The following is a 20,534-nucleotide window of genomic DNA, read 5'->3' as shown; positions in this document are numbered from 1 at the left end:
TTTCATTACTCTATCTGTTGTGCACCCTCTTCTACTGTAATAACACCTTCCTTGACTTTTCTGAGCAGACTCAGTAAATCGGCTTCAGTCGTCTTCTGCTCTGGCTCTGTGGGGCGTACCTTGACAGCTTGTTGTTCAAGAAATTGAGCTAATGCAGCGATGGTATGTAATGTGAATAGTTGCGCTACAGTTACAGAGCTGTTAATTCGCTCGACAATTAAAGCATGCAGTTTCAAGATAAGCAGCGAGGTCCCACCAATTTGTAGAAAGCTGTCGTTAATGCCCACTCGGTTTAAACCAAGCACTTCTTTCCAAATTTGCACCAGTTGCTGCTCCAGCTTCGTGCGGGGAGGATCATAATCCTTATCCGATTCTTCCCTGTCTGTTAAGGCGATGAGCGCTTTCCGATCGATTTTGCCGCTTTTCATGAGCGGCATTTTTTCAATCTTCAACAATAGAGAAGGTATTATATGCCTCGGAAGTCGCTCTTGTAAGTAAGCATTCAATTCGCGTGAAGTCATTTCGTTACGAGGGACATAAAAAGCAACCAGTACACGTTTCTGCGTGTCGAATACTACGGCTGCTTCCTTCAACTGCGGATGGGCGAGCAGTGCAGCTTCGATTTCGCCAATTTCGACCCGGTGGCCACTAATTTTAATCTGGTGATCGATCCGTCCTTCGAAAATAATCCGGCCATTCGAATCGTAGCGTCCAAGGTCCCCCGTTTTATACAGCTTGGAGAATCCCACTTCAGGATATGGATTCTCGACAAAATGCTCCGCTGTTTTGTCCGGATTATGCAAATACCCCAGTCCAAGACAATTTCCGGTTAAATAAATTTCTCCTTGTTGTCCAATTGGCGTAAGGTTGCGATATTCATCTAGCAACAAGATTTTGGCATTACCTATTGGCTTTCCAATTGGAATAACGCCTTCATGATTAGGTCCGACCTCAAAATAGATAATACCAATCGAGGTCTCAGTCGGACCATACAAATTCGTTAAACGTATGGTAGGGAAGCGCTTCTGAAATGTTTTAACACATCGGGCCGTCATTTCTTCCCCACCTATTATGAGATGCCTCAAACTTTTCATAGCATCGTCTATATGGTCTTTTGATTCCATTTGTTCAACCAGCAAATTAAAAACGGATGGCACAAAATCCGTGATGGTAATTTTTTTGCTGGATATGATGTGCAGCACATCTGTGAGTGTCATTTGAAACTCCGGTGTCGGTAGAACGCTACGCGCCCCATGCAAGAGAGGCCAGAACATCTGCCAAACGGCGCTGTCATAAATATGCGGCGTGGTCTGCAAAATTGCGTCCTGTTGACTACAGCCAAAATGCTCGTCCATCCATAGGAAGCGATTCGTAATCCCAATATGCGGAATGACTGCCCCTTTCGGCCTACCTGTAGAACCGGATGTATAGATGACATAGATGGGATCCTCGGGTAAGGCAGTATTTGCGATTTGTTCCGGCATTGGCGCTAGCCTTGTATGATCCACAACGATTACCTCAGTTGGCAGCGCTACGTGTTGGGACTGCTCTGCGCTTGTTAATACAATGCGAGTTTCCAATTCCACAAACAATGATTGGAGACGTTCAGCAGGCTCCGTTACATCCAGAGGGACGAACGCGGCTCCGGTCTTCATCACCGCCAATAAGGCCACCGGCTGATTAAGTCCATGATTGATAAGAACGGGAACATACGAGCCGCGGCCGATTCCCCGATCATGTAACATCCATGCAAGCGCATTTGCTTTCTCATTCAGTAACTTGTAGGTTAGTGTCTCTTCACCATATTCGATTGCCGTATTGCCCGGTGTTTGCTGTGCTTGTTGCTCAATCAAACGATAAATCGGGGCCGACAGCTCATAGGGGCGCTCCGTTTGGTTGCGAGCAAACAGCAGTTCATTCCTCTCCACTGACGTCATCATCTCAATCATTTGAATCGGCCTATTTGCGTCCACCGAGCTTTCCTCCAACAAGCGAAGGTAATGGCCGATCATTCGATGAATGAAATCGGGCGTAAACGTACCAGAATGAAATTTTACCCGCCCCGTTATTTCGCCATTGGATTCTTTTAAGATGAACGTTAATGCGGCGGGCAACTGCGACAAGGCCGACTCGTCCTGCATGCCTTCCATCATAAAAGCGGTATCCAACACCAAGGCCAACTGCTCCTTGTCAAAATCCAGAAACTCAACGATTTTGGCAAAAGGAAAGTTGTGATGGTCCGTTGCGTCCTTTACCACTTCCTTCACCAGTCGCATAAAGGCAGTCAGGTTCATGCTTTCATCTAGTTTTGTTCCAAGTGGCAGCGCGTAGTTCCATGCATTGGGCGGCACTGGATGATGAAAAACCGGTGTGAGTACGATTAGATCTTCCACTCTCTTGTACCGGCGGATAAGCAAGAAAAAGTTGGACAGTAAGTACAGATACAGCTTGACCGGGTGAGCATAAGAATTCGTTATGTATTGAACCGTTTGATCCGGCACTAGGAACGCAGCTTCTTCATAGGAAGTGCACTCCGTTTTCATCGATGGATCACTGTAATCCCGGATTGGGGATAATGTAAGATCCATCCCGCTCAACTTGTCTCTCCAAAATTGTTCCTCCACTTGAAAATCATGACTATTCAATACAATATTATGATTCACCGTCAGTCTCACGGAATATGTCCCCTCCTTGTATAAACAGCTCAACAAACTACACGTCGAAGTCCCAATCTAATGAAGATTTCTGTAAAAATGCGATCTCGCGGATAATATGCAATTCGTGTAACGGTTCGTGCGGATTGTTTAACACTTGCATCATGATTGCCGCGTAATCCTCTAATATCTGCTGTGCAGTTTCTCGTTTGTATCGTTCACAGTTATAATCTAATCTGAATTTTAGGCAGCCATTAGAAAGATACGTCTCTAAATGCCAGTCCACTTTAGTGGTATGCGCTTGGAGGGGGTAGTTGCTGAACTGCATGTCTCCGATTTCGAGCGCCGATTCGCGAGTTCCCCCATTGTGAAAGACAAACATGGCGCTAAACAATCCGGAGTTGGCGACTGATGGATTGAGCGGCAACTGCTCTATTGGCAAATCCGACATTTCGAGGGCTGACACAATCCGCTCCCCTACATCGGTTAAAAACGTATGGAACGCGATAGTACCGGTTACACGAGTACGGATCGGTAGTGTATTAATGAACATTCCAATCGTTTGCTGAAGCTCTCTGAATTTGCGAACCGAGACAGGTGTACCTACTACAATGTCCGCATTGCCGCTATATTTGTGTAGCAGCAAATAGTAGACTGATAGCAGTACGGTGAACAGGGTCGTACGCTGCACAGCTGCAAGCTGCTCAAGTTGACGAGTCCGTTCGGTGTCGAACGTTAAATCAATCGTTGCCGCACGGTACGCCGATTTCTCCGACCACTCAAAATCGCTAGGAATTGCGAGTGTAGGAGCCGGCGTGCGGAACAGTTCCGACCAATAGGTGAGCTGCTTGTTGAACGCATGGGATTGAAGCTGCTGATTTTGCCATACAGCATAATCTTTGTGTTGTACTTGAATAGGAGACAAACGACCTCCTGCATATAGCCCACCGAGGTCTCGAATCAGTATTTCAATTGATGTTCCGTCGGCAATGATATGGTGCATATCGATCAGCAACACATGTCTTTCCTTCGACAACTCGATTAACCCAACCCGTAATAGTGGGCACTGTGTAAGATCAAATGGACGAATAAAAGCTTGAATCGCAGCGTCCAAATGATACTCAGCGGCATCAAGCCGTTCAATTTCAAACGTTATAGAAGGGGATATCTGTTGAACTACTTTGCTGTCTTTGAAAGCAAAAAAAGTTCGGAACACTTCATGTCGTTCGACTAGTTTCTGAAAAGCGCGCTGCAGCCTACTTCGGTCCAACGCTCCGTTAACGATCCGTACTCCGCTAATATGAAAGCTTGTATCATCGGGATTCAACTGCTGACGGATGAACATCTTCTCCTGTGCTGGCACAACCGGATAATAAGGTTGGTTCGGCGCCTTGTCCAGTACCGCGCTAGCTCGCTCTGCCCGCTCAATCAGCTGTCCCATCACTTTAATAGTCGGGTTGTGAAACAATTCCCCCACCGTAATGTCTACTCCGAATCGTTGGGCAATCTGCATTTGCAACTGGTTTAGCTTCAAAGAGTGCCCGCCAAGGCTGAAGAAATGATCCGAAGCACGGATATGGTCCGGTTCCATCCCCAATACCGAGCCCCATATTTCCGTTAATGCCCGCTCGGTATCATTTAACGGCCTTTCCAACGTGGCACTAACAGTGATATTGTTAAGCTGTGGTATAGGTAATGCGAACCGATCCAACTTGCCGTTCGTATTAAGTGGTAGTGTCTCGAGTTGAACCAAATAGCTGGGAACCATGTATTCAGGCAGCGTTTCTAATAGATACTGCCGAATCGCGTTGCGGTTCAGCTCTTGATCCGACACGATATATCCGCAAAGATACGGCTCACCATCATCGTGTTTGCGTGTGGCTACCGCAGCTTCGCGGATAGAAGGATAGCCCGCTAATACATGCTCGATCTCTCCTAACTCAATCCGATAACCGCGAATCTTGATCTGATCATCAATCCGTCCATAATATTCGAGGTATCCTTCTTCATTCACCCGCCCCAAGTCTCCGGTTCGATACATGATTTTATAATGCGAATCGTCATGCAGCTTTCCATAAGGATTCGGGACAAACGATTTGCTCGTTCGTTCCTCGTCGCCATAATATCCGTATCCGACACCGGGACCGGCAACACATATTTCCCCTTTAACCCCTGCAGGGCACATCCTCATTGCAGAATCGAGAACGTAAATCGCCATATTTTGAATAGGTCTGCCGACGGGTATAGTGCTTGCATCTGTGTCAGCCGGCTGATATATGAAGTGATGCGTAATATCGTCGGACGCTTCTGTTGGTCCATATGCATTAACGAGCGGGATCGCAGGGTAATGTTTGAACCACCGATTCACAAGTATAGCAGGCAATGCTTCCCCCGTTACCATCATCCAGCGGAGTGTTGGCAGCGCAAGGTTTTCTGGATCCCTCGTTTCCACGTTATGCAACAACTCTCTTAACAGCGATGGAACGCTTTCTGCAATCGTCGTCCCGCTGTCTAGCAACGTACAGAACAGCGCCTCCACATCCATGACGTTTTCGGTGTCAATGACTCGTACAGATCCGCCCACCAGCAAAACAGCCAAGTACTGCCATACCGATATATCGAAGCATAGCGAAGCCGTTTGGGCAACAATATCTTGCTTCTCAAGATGCAACGCGTTGATCTTGGCGAATATATGGTTAACCATCCCACGATGGTGCACCATCGTACCCTTCGGTTGCCCCGTCGTTCCGGAAGTAAAAATCATATAAGCTAAATCCGTTCCATTGCCTTGCAATTCTAGATTGGCTACGGAATAGGGCAAAAGCTTGGTATCGTCTTCCCCAAAACAAAATTTATATTGAAGCGAATCTGCGGCCTTGCTCAATAAAAGCTTGTCTTCTTCACCAAGCGCACCGACGATAATACCGGATATTTCGCTTTTTTCCATTATGTAGTCAATACGCTGTATCGGAAAGTTCGAATCGATTGGTACGTAAGCGCCGCGCACTTTAAAGATTGCGAGAATCGCGATAAGCGTTTCCGCACTGCGGTTCATATATAGGCCGAGTTTCTCACCCGGCTTAAATCCTTGATCCAGCAGGTAACGAGCCAATTGATTCGCCCGTTCGTTCAATTCCCGATAGGTTAGTGACTTAGTACGATCTACGATCGCCATACAATCGGGGGTACGATTCGCTTGCTCTTCGAACAAGCGGTTGTAGGGCAGTTCGCTAGGAAACGGAACTTCGGTATCGTTGAATTTTAAAATAGAACGCATTTCATCGTCGGATACGAGTTCAATCTCAGACAGTTTCATGTCCGGGTCGGCCATCATCTGTGCAACACTCGCGAATAAATGCGAGCAGAATCGCTCGATCAAAGCCAATTCGTACTTTTGGCTGTCAAAGCTAACCTCCACATAAAGCGACTGTTCGTCTTTTCTGAAACTAAATCTAAGTTCACTCTGTACGGACTGCAAATAAGCAGGGTCGTGCAAATTTTGGTACAGGCATGTTGCTTCAAAGAAACGACGGCTCGTTGCGTTCTCGTCACCATAAAGCTCGTCGATTAATGCGAGCACATCGTAATTCTGATGCTTTATAGCCTCGACGATTTGCTGTTGTGTATGTGCAAGTAGTGTACGCAGGGTGTAACTGTGCGACATTCGTAGGCTGACGGGGAGCACCAAATTTAAATAAACTCTCCCTTCTTCTTGCCTCATTACCGGCATGCCGATATAAATGTCGTCATGCCGGGTATATTTGTGTAGTGCAATTCCAAATCCGGCCATCAGAACGGTGAAGATACGCTGGTCGGACCCGTTACTAATTTGAATCATACGCTCGCTCACCTCTGAAGGAAGCTGCAGAGCCAGTTCTGCAGCTTCCTCATTAGAACGGTGAGTGAACCGACGAGTCGGAAAATTTAATGGATGGTGCATTCCGGCTAGCTGATTCGTCCAGAATTGTCTGGCGTCCTCAAGTTTACCGCTAGTACGCAAAATATTACGTGTTACGGAATAGTTCATTCAACTTCTCTCCTCTCCGTCAGCTAGGCCGTCTAGAAGACAAAATCTCCGGCATCCCATTCACTTGTGGCGAAAGCCACTACATAATTTAATCGAATATTGCCGATCTGTACGTGCGGCATGTCGACAATTTGTTCTATAACCGCGATAAAGTCATCATTCATTCTGGCAATGGTCTGCTCATCGAACAAACCGATATTATACTGCCAATTTAGCAGCAGACAATTTTGTATATCCATCACTTCCAGTGCCAGATCAAGCATGGCATATTGCCGTTTGTACGGATAACTCGTTATTTGCAGGCTGGAACTTTTCCTCAACAGTTGTTCAGGCTGATGAAGGGTAAGCATCGTCTCTACCAGTGGAGTTCGCGCGCTATACCGATCATATGGTACGTGACGAAGCAACCGCTCGAAAGGATACAATCCATTTTCCAACGATTTGCTTACATGATGTTTGACGTCTGATAGATATTCAGTTACGGCAAACTGTTTGTGAGGCTTCATCAGCAGTGCAATTAAATTCGTGAATGCGCCAATTGTTCCGTAAAACTCTGAGCGGACACGGTTATCCATATCACAGCCAATTACCAGTTCCTCTTGATTGCAATATTTACTGAGCAAAATCGAATATGCGGTCAATAGCGAAATATATAACGTGATCTTATGATGAATACTGAATTGGCGTACTCTCGCTGTGAGATCTTCTGGCAGTTGGACTTGTAACTCGCCTCCCGCAAAAGCTCTCGTCCCGGTCCGTTCATGATCGGTCGGCAGTTGCAGCAGCGGTGGATGTTGCTTAAATAAATGCAGCCAGTAGTCTTCTTCCCGCTTCCATAACGTCGATTGCTCGTATTGGATCATCCATGCCGCGTATTCCTTTGGCTGCATGGAAGCATTCGGCAGTTGTATACCGTCGTACAAGTCGGCGAATTCTCTTAGCAGGATAGTTTTCGATATCGCATCCGATATAATATGATGCATATCGATCATAAGAAGATGAACACGCTCATCCAGCTCAATTATCCCAACCCGGACTAAGGGAGCAACGCCTAAATCAAAAGGACGGATAAACGAATGAATCGCCTGCTCGATCTGCCGGCCCTCCACCTTTACGGTTTCAACTTGTAGCGACACATCTTGGTGAATTTTTTGACTAACTATGCCGTTGACCTTATGGAACGAAGTCCTCAGCCCTTCATGCCGCTTGACAAGCTCCAATAGCAAATGATCAACTTTGTCTTTGTTGAGAGTTCCCTCTAGCCTGAGTACGCCTGGGGAATTGGAACTCGCCTCTTCTCCCTCGATCTCTCGCAGCGTGTAGATTTGCTCTTGGAACGGCGTCACTGGGTAATAATCCGCCGGAGCAAGCTGCACTATGTTAGCCTCCTGTTGGATCCCGGATATAACCGAAATATGTTCAGAAATTGCTCGGATCGTTTGATGTTCCAACAACGCTTGCACACTCAATTTGATACTTAACTGCCGCTCGATAGCCGCTACAAACTGTATGGCCTTCAACGAATGACCGCCAAATTCAATAAAGTTATCGTCTATCGCTGGCGATGATACTTGCAGTACTTCTGCCCAGATTTCTGCAAGCTTCTGCTCTACCTCATTGCGTGGAACAGCATATTTGCTATTCGAGTCGCGAGCACCCGGCTCCGGCAGTGCTTTGCGATCGATTTTACCATGAGGGGTTAATGGCATTTCCGGCAGATCCATTAAAAAGCTCGGAACCATGTAAGCCGGTATAGCTTCCTCTAGATAAGCACGCATATCGCCCGGTGAGACGTGGTTTCCATTACATACGTAATAAGAGACAAGATCGGTAACTCCACTTCTAGACGATGCAGCAATGACCACTGCTTGACGAACATCGGGATGTTGCAATATGGCACGCTCTACTTCTTTGAGCTCCACCCGATAGCCGCGAACTTGTACTTGATCGTCTTTACGGCCCCAGTATTCGAGAATGGAGTTTTCATTTAAGCAACCGATATCGCCTGTACGATACAATTGCTTTCCGCTTACTGGATGAAAGGTGAAAGCCTTCTCGGTCAGATCAGGCTTACGTAAGTAACCGTCTGTAATTCCTACGCCTCCGATACAAATCTCACCCTTAATGCCAGGAGGACAAATCTCCCCTGATTGGCCGAGTACATATATGTGCGTATTGGCTATCGGCACGCCAATCGGAATGTTGTCCCCTCTGCTTGAAGGAGTATCCATGCACAAATAAACCGAAGCGTAAATGGCGGATTCGGTCATTCCATATATATTTGCTATGCGTGCTCGCTGAAAAAGTCGATTCCAATCTTGAACTAAATCGGCTGAAATCGCCTCACCGCCATTAAATACCCATTGTAACTGAGGGAGTGGATCGCACTCATTGCGTGACTCGACATACGATAAGAACAGTCTCATTATCGCGGGTACGAATTGCGTTATGGTAATGTTCTCCCGGTTCAGCCACTCGAACAACAATTCGGGACTCTTGCCATCCTCTTCCTTCAAGATGGAAAGCTTCGCTCCTACAATAAGGGGCCAAAACAGTTCCCATACCGAATCGGTGAAGGATATCGACGTTTTCTGTGCAATAACGTCCGTTTCCTTTAAAGGAAATTGGTCGTTTAGCCAAAAGAGAGTATTCAACACCTGTTTGTGCGTAATCGTTACACCCTTCGGGTGTCCGGTGGAGCCAGAGGTATAGATGACATAGGCGGTATCGGATTCCTTACCGCGTGATTCGAATTCCGTAAGCAGTTGCTTCACCACATCTTCATTCGAATAGTGGGATAAAACCGCAGTGGTCCGATCTATCTGATCCAGACATATGACTGACGCGATGCTGTCCGGCTTATCCTCAGTCCATTTATCGAGATGAACCGATTGCGTTACTAATATGTTGCAGCCACTGTCCTTTAATAAATATTCAATTCGTTGCCGGGGATAATGCGGGTCGATCGGAACATACCCCATGCCATTCTTGAAGATAGCTAATGTCGTTGCAATGAAGTCGGTACCTCTATCGGTCATTACAGCAACCAAGTCCGCTCGCGCACCGCCCGTTTGCAGCAGTAGATGAGCGATCTGATTGGACTTCGCATGTAGATCCCCATACGTCACCTTGTGCTCGCCGTCAATAACGGCAATTCGATTCGGGTCCAGTTTTGCCTGTTCGAGGAACAAATCTGCGATGGTAACTTCGGACCGGTATGCCGTGCGCGTATTGTTAAACTGCATTAATTGTTCCGATTCATCAGCAGACAGCAAGTTAAAGTCGTGCAGTCCAATATCAAATATCAGCATATCGTCCATCCTTGTCTCCTACCGTTTCAATTTGAAGAATTTCACCAATCGCTCGATGCCTTCCTCATAGTCAGCAGTTGAGTAGGACAACCGCAGCATATTAGGGATCCCGAAATCCGATCCTGGCACGGTAGCGACATGTGTTGCATTAAAGAGTTCCGTCGCCAGCTCAAGCGAAGTTTCAATGTTATGTCGCCACATAAAACGCTCGCAATCGAGTGCTAGATAGAATCCACCACGGGACCGCAGAGCCCTTACATCTTCAACATTCTGCAGCGCTTCTAGCGTATAATCTCTACGAGCTTTATAGATGCCGACCAAATGCTCCACTTCATGCTGATGATCAAGCGCTGCCACCGCCCCGAACTGAACGATCGGGTCAGCCGTTAGCAATGTATGATGCTGTATAACGGTGAGCGGCTGAACAAGTTCATCCGGTACGATCGCATAACCGACACGTCTGCTATACATCCGATAACCTTTGGAGAAGGCGTCTGTCGTTACAAATTGGGATTTGGTGTTCTGCAGTTGCATAACGGACTCGCACTCATCATCGAAATATGTGTTAGCATAGATCTCATCGTTGATAACCGTAGCTCGTCCATCGACGATTCGGTCGATGGTGTACAGCTCGTCTCGGGTCAATATGTTGCCCAGCGGGTTGCCCGGTGTGTTAATGACAATCACTCTCGTCTTATCGGTGAAATTTTGCTCAAACGAATCAACATCTAACGCGAGCGTATCCAGATTGATTTGGTAATACCGTACCTTTGCTCCGACAAGCAGTGCACAGAAATGATACAGCGAATAATACGGGTAAGGAAGCAGTACCTCGTCACCTTCTTTTAAAAGCAAATAAAACAAATTTCGGAATAACGAGCTGGTTCCTACGCTGATGACAAAGTTCCCAGGTTTAATCGTTACTTTATACTTCTGCTCGTAATGAGTCGCTAACTTCGCTTTCAACTCCGGGAGTCCGCCCGGGTAGACCAGCGTGTACTTTTCGAACGAATCAAGCGCCGCTTGCATCGAGCCGATAATATCCGGATGTAGCGGGAGTTCAGACTTCCCCAGTGTCATCCGAATCGCTTTTCCACCCTTTTGCTCCAGTTCGTTAGCCATTTGATCGAGTATAAACATCAAAAATCTTTCATTATGAAAATTTATTGGCGATCTGATGATCGTAGACATGCCGGTATTTTCCCTTCATTTTAATTTTTTGGTGATTCAGCAAGCTTATTCACGATGGCCGAGAAACGCTGGGCCAGTGATTCAACCTTTACCTCATCGATTCGCGTAGGATCATAGCCGAATATGATTTGAATCGAGCTACTGTACACGACGCAGTTTACAAGTAACGGGCAGCCGGTAATCATAGGCTCGTGATAATCGGTCAGCGTGCCGTTCCATACATCCACCTGTCCATCCGGCGAGAATGTCTGTGCCATGAACAAAGTAGGCCATGACAGGGTGCGTTCGGACTCGAGACACGCTGCCGGATAAACCGCTAATGCAGCCGCTTCCGCCAATGCCTGCTCCGTGCAATCGAGCAATTGAACGAATGATGCGGCGCCACTAGTATCGACACTAAGCGGTACGTAATTGTTAAAATTGCCAATCGAATCGCGATAGCCCACGTCTCTTCCATTAACGGCGATTCCAGCGGATACTACTGACTGCTGTGTCATTTGCCGCAGAAGAAGTACATACGAAGTTAATAGAACAGTTTCGATACTACGCTTTATATGTTCGACGCATTGCATAAACGATGTAAACCTAGCCCCGTTCAAAGATAACTCAACTGATGCTGCGGCCTTGCCACCGACGCCAAAAGGATATTCTAATGCCTGCGAACGTTCAACCCACTGCTGATGTTCCCTCTCTAGCATGCCGTATTTCACCATTTGACTCTGCTTATAAGCGAAAGATGCGTAACTGTGGTAATGAACAACTTCTGAAGCATGATCAGCGGACACAGCATTGTACATTGATTTCAATTGCTCCAGGATCAGTATAATACTGTGTGGATCACAAACAGAAGCATGCAAACATCCAATCAGCCGCTGCTTTTCTTTACCGAGTCTGACCAAACTGAAGCGAACATACTTTCCCTCTGCCGCGAGTAGCGGATTGCTCATTTCGGCTTTCATCAGCTTAGTTAGACATTCGCTGCGCTGTTCTTCGTTCATCTCCTGCAAATCGACTGCTATAAGATGAAACTCCTCGATCTGATTGCATGACCAGAGCAACGGGTGACGCTTTAGCAATGTATGAATCGACTTCTCGAGCAGTGCATGATCAAGCGTTTCGATACAGTCGAATCCGAAGACAACGTTCGTTGCCGTTTCTTCTTGTTGTTCCTGCAGCAGCCAACGTGCCTGCATAAAGGACGGTTTCTTCGAATACAAGCTTTCCTCTTCGTAACTTGTCGTTAGTCGCCGATGCTGTGCGACCGTCCCATCTGTGAGCAAAAGGTAACTGGTTCCGGTAGGTCGTACGTAGATTCCTTGTTCGTCTGCAAATTGATACCGAACGCCTGTTGCTGTAAATCGATCAATAAATTGCATAAGATTTGGGACCGGATATATCACTTCCGTAACACTGCTTCCATACTTCATGAGCACCTGTTTCGCATTTCCACTTTGAGGTGCAGTCAGTTCAATGATTGTGCCCCCATGCTGACGCAGCGCGGCTACGACATCATGGGTCAGCATACACGCATATTGTTCCGTTACCGTATAGCCAAACAACAGCAAACTGTGCACTGCAGCTTCGATCGATTCAGTCAATAAACGAATCGTGGGGACGATGCCGGTTTCAACCGTTGACTCTGCTGAGGCAGCACTGCCTGTCTCGATCAGTTCGACTAAACCTAGCCCTTTCAAATAAAGGAAAGTGACGTCGGCACCGCCGAACAAGACTGCCGCCTTCTTCTCACTTACTACCTCGAAATGAACGCCGCGGCGGTGCAGTTCATGTAGTAAACGATCGATATCAGCTGTCGTGAAGCACAGATGGTACGGTCCTTCTCCGCGTTCCTCCAGTATGTGGAACACAGGGGATGCCGAATCAACAGGTGCAACCAATTCAATTGGGATGCTGCGTTCCATGCTTCCAATCGACAGGATTACATGCTGCAAAGGCTCATGAAGCGATGGCCCCATATCTATCCCGATTTCTTGGTATTGACTACGCACATCTTCAATGTCCGCTACTGCAACTCCAATATGGTGCAGTCCCATCCGGTCTTCGACCTGTTTCGTTAGGCTCGGTTGTCCACTTACAATTGTGATATCTTCAAGCCGCTGCTCAGGATTAGATAATACTGCGTCCAATACAAGCAGGAAGTTGTCTGAGAACGTTTTCATGGTTTCCTGTCCGAACAATTGAGTGTCATACTCCAGTACACACTGGTACGCCCCCGGTAAAGGTGTAACATCAATCTTGAAATCCAGCTTTGATGTACTCGACTCATACGAAATCTGCCTTAGCTGCATCTCCCCAACCGTATGTTCGAGCTCTTGCTCCCGCTGATTATGATAAATAAGCATCGTATCAAACAGTGGGTTTCTTCCCGGTTGAATCGCCTTGCCGCAATGTGCAACGATCTCTTCAAACGGATACGTCTTATTTTCGTAAGCTTGCCAAACGGTCTGCTGTACTTCTTTTAGAAAATCAACATATGTTGCCGATCCTTTTGGAAAGCAGCGGATCGGCAAAAAATTTACAAATACGCCAACGATATTATCCAAGCCTGTATGATCTCTACCGGTGACTAGAGACCCAACAACTAAATCTTCTTGCGATGTATATTTGTGCAAGAGCACATAATAAGCAGACAATAAGATGATATTGACCGTACTGCCTTTTTCGCGAACAGAGCGGTTCAACCGATGGAATAAATCGCCCTCAATCGAGAAGACGTGATGATTGCCTTCAAACGTCTTGACTAACGGTCTCGCATAGTCGGAGGGAAATTGCATGAGCGGCAACTTGTCCCAGAATTGATTAATCCAGAACCCTCGCTGGTTGCTCCAGCTTTCTCCACCTGCTTTTTTCCAGAAATAGGATGTATAATCCTTGTACTGCAAGTGTACAACTGGCAGCTGAACCCCTTGATAGATCTGCATAAATTCGTTCATAAGAATGTTGAGCGAAATACCGTCCAACACAATATGATGAGAGTCGAACAATAAGTAGTGTCCCTCATGGCTGGCATCGACAATTGCTACACGCATCAGCGGCGCTTGCGACAGATCAAATGGACGAATATAATCTTGTAAAACTTGTTCAATTGTCCGCTCATTCATAGATTTTTGATCTATATCGAACGCAACCTCATCATGAACACGTTGATACACTTCTCCATCTTCCAAGAAAAATGAAGTGCGAAGTACTTCATGACGATGAATCATTTGCCTCAGCGTGTCGGCTGCCTTGCTACGATCAAAAGCGCCCGTAATTGATAAGATACCGGACATGTTATAGCTGGTGTTCGCTCCCTCCAGCTGACGTAGGATATACATTTTTTTCTGTGCGGAAGATGCACGGTAATACGGCTGAGGTTCTGCTTTCGGTATTGGCTCAAGTACAGGTTGCCGTTGCTTGCTTTGTTGCGCAATAAAAGATGCCAATTCACGGATTGTTGGATATCGGGCAACATCTTGCAGCGCAATGTCTACCGATAGTTGGATCTGTATTCTAGTTATCAGTTGCGCCGCCTTTAGCGAGTGGCCACCTATGGAGTAAAAATGGTCGTCTATGCGAATAGTTTCCATTCCCAGCAGTTTGCACCAAATGCTTGCTAACTCGGCCTCCACTTGGTTATCGAAATGCACAGCTCCTCTGGCTTCCGTGGCCGTGTATTCCAACTGCTGTAATGTTGTCTTGTTTAGTTTGCCGCTTGTTGTATACGGCAGCATTTCCATCTCTTTGTAAAAGGACGGAACCATATATTCTGGCAATCGTGAAGAGATATGTTCTCGTATCTTATTGCAGTCAACCGGGCTGCTGGCAACATAGCATACCGCCAGCATTTGCTCGTCTCTTGGTCCTGGAACGGCCACCACCGCAGCTTCCTTAATAGTTGGAAGACGTCGTACTACAGCCTCAATCTCTTCAAGTTCAACACGGTTTCCGCGGATTTTTACTTGAAAGTCTTTACGCCCAAAATACTGTAGGGTACCGTCTTCCAGCCAGCGTGCTAAATCGCCCGTGCGGTAAAGACGGCCATATGCAGTCTCAAGATAGGATGCTACCGTTCTAGCCTCATCCCCAATATAGCCTGCCGTTACCCCCATTCCACCTATGTACATCTCCCCCGTACTGCCTCTCGGCAGTAGCCGCAAATCCTCGTCCAGTATATACACGCTTACGTTATAGCTGGGTTTTCCAATGGGAATCGGACCAGTAAATGTCAAATTCTCTAGCACGCGATATCCCGATGTAGAGATACTATTCTCCGTTGGACCATATAAGTTATATAGCGATGCCTGCGGCAAAAGCGCATAATGATGCTGTACCAAGCTGGCCGTCATCATTTCACCGGTGCAAATAACTTTCGTGACGGAAGTAAGCGCCCCTTCCGCCATATGCTCCAGCAGTGCGCGATACATTGTCGGCACGACCAGAATGAAATTAATATGATGAAACTGAATCAAATCAACCAGCTTCTTTGGCGATTTGTTGTCGTTGTCCTGAAGTAAAACAAGCGTCCCACCACCTAGAAGCGTACAAAAAATTTCAACAACAGAAGCATCGAAGGTCAATGTTGCGATTTGCAGTGTTCTCGTTTCAGCATGAATGCCAACGAATTCATTGTGCCACCACAGTGAATTGATTAATTGGTTGTGATTCACCACAACACCTTTCGGTATCCCTGTGGAACCGGATGTAAACATCGCGTATGCAGGCGAAGCTGATGAAAGACAGTTTCCTTCCATCGCTAACGCAGATTGCCTTTCCCACAGGTTTAAATCCTGCACATTCAGTAGCTCTAACCCAAGTTCGCTGGCCAGGTCCATATTTGCGTTATCTGTAATCACTAACGTCGGTTGAATCTGATCGATAATCTGCTTAATTCGTGCAATCGGCATAACAGGATCCAACGGGATATAGAAGGAACCGCTCTTTAATATACCGAGCAGCATTACGATCATTTCCGTCGAGCGGCCGCATAATACCGCGACCGGCCGACTTATGCCTGTAACCTTGCCTGAAATGACCTTCGACAGTTGGTCTGCCTGTTGCTGTAACTGCGCATAGGACAACTGTTTATCGCTATGTATTAGCGCCGTGGCATCAGGCATTCTATCTGCCACTTGATCGAACAGTTCATGCACGCATCGGTCTACTGGCACACTGACAACGTCTATATAGCCAGCGTACAATTGCGGCTCTTGTTCCATTGTAAAAACGGGCACATCGATGATCCGCCTATCCGGCTGATCGATGATGCCCGTCAATATATTGCTATAATGATGAGCGATTCGCTTCATTATAGCTTCCTGAAACGAAGAAGCATCGTAATTAAAATGAATGTCCAGTATATCATCATCTTGCTGTATTTCTACGATTAGCGGATAATTCGCCGTCTCAAACGAATGAATGTTCTCAATCTCAAGGTCTAGGTTCAAGTTGCGCAGCGACTTATTGATCGGGTAATTTTGAAATAAAAACAAGCTGTAAGCCAGAGCACTGTGCGCATCAATCCCCAAATACGTCTTAAGGTCGGCGCCTGATACGGTGAGGAAAGGACTCCTTTCGTGCTGCTCTCGGCTCAATACATGAAGCAAATCTCCAACCGTAGTCGTCGCGTCCCACCTTACCCGCTGTGGGTAGGTAGAAACAAATAAACCGACGATCTCTTCTATACCGACCAGCGATGCAGTCCTACCTGTATGCGCCACTTCGAATAGGATATCCTTCGTTCCGCTATAATTGCTTAGTAACACAGACCACCCTAGCTGCAATAAGGTGCTAATCGTCACTTCGTATCTACGGGAGAGTCGTTCCAAGGTTTCCGTCATTTCCGTACTAAGACGGATATGTAACGAGCGATGATCCTTGGTCTTTCCGTCATACCTATTGAACGGAAGAGCTGTCGGTGCGGTAAAATCATGTAAGTAGTTTTTCCAATAAATCGCCGCCTGAGGGTTCTCCTTCGCTTCCTTTAAGTAAAGTAGGTACTGCTTATATTTCACTTTAGGGCGGATTGTCACTTCTTGCCCCTTGACCAATCTGCCGTAAATCGAAAAAATTTCATTTAACATCACCCCGGAACTCCAACCGTCCATCATGATATGGTGGAAAGACCATACGATCATATACTTGTCATGTGCGGTCTTGATTGTTCGAATCCGCATGGTGTCGCCGGACTCTAGTTGAAATCGTTTCTTCTTGTCCTGTTCTAGCAGGAGCTCTAACCTTTCGCCTTGAGCGTCATCCCCCAAAGCCGACCAATCATAATGCGGAATTTCAATTACCTTTTGTTTCGTAATAATCTGGACCGGAGATTGAATATTCTCCCAGCGAAACACGGCACGCAACATTTCATTACTAGAGACCGTCATTTCTACCGCTCTGCTAAAGCACTGGTGATCAAGCACACCCCGAAGATAGAGAATATGCTGACCATGGTAGTTTATCGAAGCCGGCTCCAGACGATAATGATACAGCATGCTCTCTTGTGTCGGACTTAGCGGGAGTATATCGGCTACGTCACTTGTTTTCATAGATTCTCTCCCAATTTAGATACTTTAAAGCGACATTAAATGATGCTCCGTACTATTATCCATCGCTTCGCCGGACTCATCCACGTACGGCAGTCCATTATATTTGAATACATGGTCGAGGCAATACATCTCGCCTTGCTTATAATCGAGCAATAGAATTTCTTCTGGCGATGTTGGAACGAGTTGCTTCAGACGTTCAGGCAAGTATTGCGGAGCAACGGCCTGGTGCCATTTCAACAAGATTTTTTCCGGTTGCTGACTGCTTGGATAGAACCCGCAAATCTCGAATTTACCGAAATCGTGGGAGGTAAGCAGAACCCCCTTCTTCTCCAGCCCGCCAAGGTTCCGTTTAGACTCAGCGACATTACGGAATGCCTCATCCAACGTTATGGCGTACTGCTCCACGCCGCGAACTGGCATAAATACCGTCATATAGTAAGAGATGATTTGGTTGTCCAAAAATTTTCGCTGCAAATCAATCAATGTTTCGACCGTTTCATTCACACCGCGGATGACAGCCGGTTGTCCCCTAACCTGTACACCAACATCTTGCAATGCTCTGGTTGCTTTGATAGCCATCGGGCTAAGTTCACCTGGATGATTAAATTGGGATATGACGCTTACTTGCTTGCCATCCATCTTTTTCACTTTACGGAAAAACTCTAATAATTCCTCGTCTAGAAACCGTTCTGGGTAATATGCCAAGCCCTTCGTGGCAAATCGCACTAAACGGATATTCGGTGCAGCCAGCAAGGATCCAATTAATTCAGTAAGTTCAGATGTCTTACGGAAAGATGCAGGATCGCCACCAGTGAGAAGGATGTTATCGACATACGAATTTTTCTCTAAATACTGAAGTGCCATATTAAGCTTGTCGTTTATTTTTTTGTGTTCATGCTCTTCATGACGGATCTCGTTCACTTTATAACAGAATTGGCAGTTGGCGATGCAATAATCATCGATATGGAGCAGCAGCGTCTTCTTATATTTATGCTGCAGGAATGATGTATCACCTTGCCGATATGATCGATTTCCATACGGGTCGAATCTTCCCTTAAATGGCTTCGTACCAGGTGGAGGGAGCACGACATTTATCATTTGAGTACGGTAGGGTTCTGTTTGTTCAGCGATCAGATTGGCATAATATAGTGTAACTTTAAATGGCATATAAGACTGCTCCAGAAGGGTGCGTCTCTCTTCCTTCTCCCCATCGCTAAACCCTACAATTCTAGCAAATTCCTCTAAGCCTTTATTTCCTACGAGCAATTCAATGTTCACAGTCTATCTTCCTCTCAAATGGAATGTGTGATATATGGTGGTATCTATTGAATGAAGATGCGCAAACTCCAACAGCAAATAGGTATTGAAGTCAGAATCAAACCTTCAAAAGTCAATTGACCTAACACGTCTCAAACACAACTTACGCTCATATGCTGTTGATCAGTTAGTCATCATGGAAAATCTCGTATGTGTGAGATTGTCCCTGCATATGCCTCATTACCGATGTATGTACCATATTTAGCCCAGTTTGTTAACTCCCGAATCGCATCAGACACTGCCCTTGCGACGAATGATAGCTGTACTGCATTCAGATGTTTGCTATATAGCAAATAGACTTGATCGATAATTACGACCAAGTCTTAGAAATAGCTTTTTTCCCGTTACCACTTCACATCGAAAAGATGATCCTAATATCGCCTTTTCTTTCGATTGATCGATTGGAACAGCTTCTTTCGCTTCTCCTTCTGCTTCAGTTCTTCCCGCTTGTTATCTTTAATCGCAAGATGTTGCGATTCTTTTAGAAGCTTCACATAGCTTTTGAATCGCTCGGTGCTCAGTTGTCCTGTCTCCATCGCCCTCTGCACCCCGCACCCCGGTTCTCCTTGGTGTAGGCAGTCCCGATACTTACATGTGGCAACGAGTGATTGTATATCTTGGAAGTTATGATCAATCTGCTGGTTCTTCCACATTTGCAATTCTCGCAGACCAGGCGTATCAATAATCATGCCGCCTCTAGAGAGCATCACCAATTGCCGATGCGTCGTGGTATGTTTGCCTAACCCGTCGTGCGCCCGTACAGCGCCCACAGACATAATATCTTGCTCGCTTAAGCAATTCACTAAAGTGGACTTACCGACGCCAGAGGATCCTAGCATGGCAATCGTCCGACCGGGTTTGCAATATTGGTTCAATTCATTAATCCCTTTTTGGTGCACTGCACTGATTACATGCAGAGCGACGTCGGGGGCAATCTGCTGTACTAGACTTATTTTATGCTCAACATCATTACATTGATCGGCTTTGTTTAAGAGGATAACTGGATGAGCGCCGCTCTCACTTGCCATAACCAAGTATCTTTCCAGACGGCGGAGATTAAAATCATTGATTAAAGAATTTACTAGAAACACAGTATCGATATTTGCAACGAGCACTTGTTCTTCGGTCGTGTTGCCAGCCACTTTCCGAGAAAACTTACTAAACCTGGGCAAAATGAAATGAATGATCCCTTTGTCCATTTCATTCATTTGTTTATAGATGACCCAGTCCCCCACAACGGGAAAATCACGTTTGTTTTCAGCCGTATATTGGAACTTTCCAGATACAGTTACCTGTACGGTCTCTGCTTCCGTCATGATGGTATATACATACCGATGCTCTTCAATTACTCTACCGACATGGAAACCTTGCTGTTGATATAGTAAGAAATACGGTTCAAAACTTTGCTTCCAACCCAATAAGTCTAGCCCCATTCAATCACTCCGATCATGTTTTGCCAAAGGGATTATGGCCAGGTTACTCACATAATCTA

General features: G+C 46.2%; 7 protein-coding genes. All 7 read right to left on the bottom strand.

Annotated elements, in window-relative coordinates; all coding sequences use genetic code 11:
- Positions 1–5 precede the first annotated feature (5 nt).
- A complete protein-coding gene (locus AC6RNO_RS21680; RefSeq protein WP_497106715.1) occupies positions 6–2,675 on the bottom strand; it encodes an amino acid adenylation domain-containing protein in 2,670 nt (889 codons plus the stop codon).
- A 37-nt stretch (positions 2,676–2,712) separates the two neighbouring features.
- Positions 2,713–6,681 carry an amino acid adenylation domain-containing protein gene (locus AC6RNO_RS21675; RefSeq protein WP_497106714.1) on the bottom strand — a complete coding sequence of 1,323 codons (3,969 nt, stop codon included), beginning with the start codon at positions 6,679–6,681 and terminating at the stop codon, positions 2,713–2,715.
- Positions 6,682–6,713: 32 nt separating this feature from the next.
- Complete coding sequence (locus AC6RNO_RS21670; RefSeq protein ID WP_497106713.1) at positions 6,714–10,001, bottom strand: amino acid adenylation domain-containing protein; 3,288 nt, start codon at positions 9,999–10,001, stop codon at positions 6,714–6,716.
- Positions 10,002–10,010: 9 nt separating this feature from the next.
- Positions 10,011–11,183 (bottom strand): aminotransferase class I/II-fold pyridoxal phosphate-dependent enzyme, encoded by a 1,173-nt coding sequence (locus AC6RNO_RS21665; RefSeq protein WP_497106712.1) that lies wholly within the window; start codon positions 11,181–11,183, stop codon positions 10,011–10,013.
- A 20-nt stretch (positions 11,184–11,203) separates the two neighbouring features.
- Positions 11,204–17,725, bottom strand: coding sequence for an amino acid adenylation domain-containing protein (locus AC6RNO_RS21660; RefSeq protein WP_497106711.1), 6,522 nt, complete (start codon positions 17,723–17,725; stop codon positions 11,204–11,206).
- Between the two features lie 24 nt (positions 17,726–17,749).
- Positions 17,750–19,003, bottom strand: coding sequence for a lysine 2,3-aminomutase (locus AC6RNO_RS21655; protein ID WP_497106710.1), 1,254 nt, complete (start codon positions 19,001–19,003; stop codon positions 17,750–17,752).
- Positions 19,004–19,413: 410 nt separating this feature from the next.
- Positions 19,414–20,475, bottom strand: coding sequence for a ribosome small subunit-dependent GTPase A (gene rsgA / locus AC6RNO_RS21650; RefSeq protein WP_497106709.1), 1,062 nt, complete (start codon positions 20,473–20,475; stop codon positions 19,414–19,416).
- Positions 20,476–20,534 lie beyond the last annotated feature (59 nt).

The organism is Paenibacillus sp. sgz302190 (genome assembly GCF_059820445.1).
Note: the sequence above shows the minus strand (reverse complement) of the source record. Positions and strands in the feature narration are given on the sequence as shown.

Excerpts from the sequence above, each read along its gene's own strand:
- AC6RNO_RS21675 (WP_497106714.1), bottom strand. The coding sequence starts at position 6,681 with ATGAACTATTCCGTAACACGTAATATTTTGCGTACTAGCGGTAAACTT.
- AC6RNO_RS21670 (WP_497106713.1), bottom strand. The coding sequence starts at position 10,001 with ATGGACGATATGCTGATATTTGATATTGGACTGCACGACTTTAACTTG.
- AC6RNO_RS21665 (WP_497106712.1), bottom strand. The coding sequence starts at position 11,183 with ATGTCTACGATCATCAGATCGCCAATAAATTTTCATAATGAAAGATTT.
- AC6RNO_RS21660 (WP_497106711.1), bottom strand. The coding sequence starts at position 17,725 with ATGAAAACAAGTGACGTAGCCGATATACTCCCGCTAAGTCCGACACAA.
- rsgA (WP_497106709.1), bottom strand. The coding sequence starts at position 20,475 with ATGGGGCTAGACTTATTGGGTTGGAAGCAAAGTTTTGAACCGTATTTC.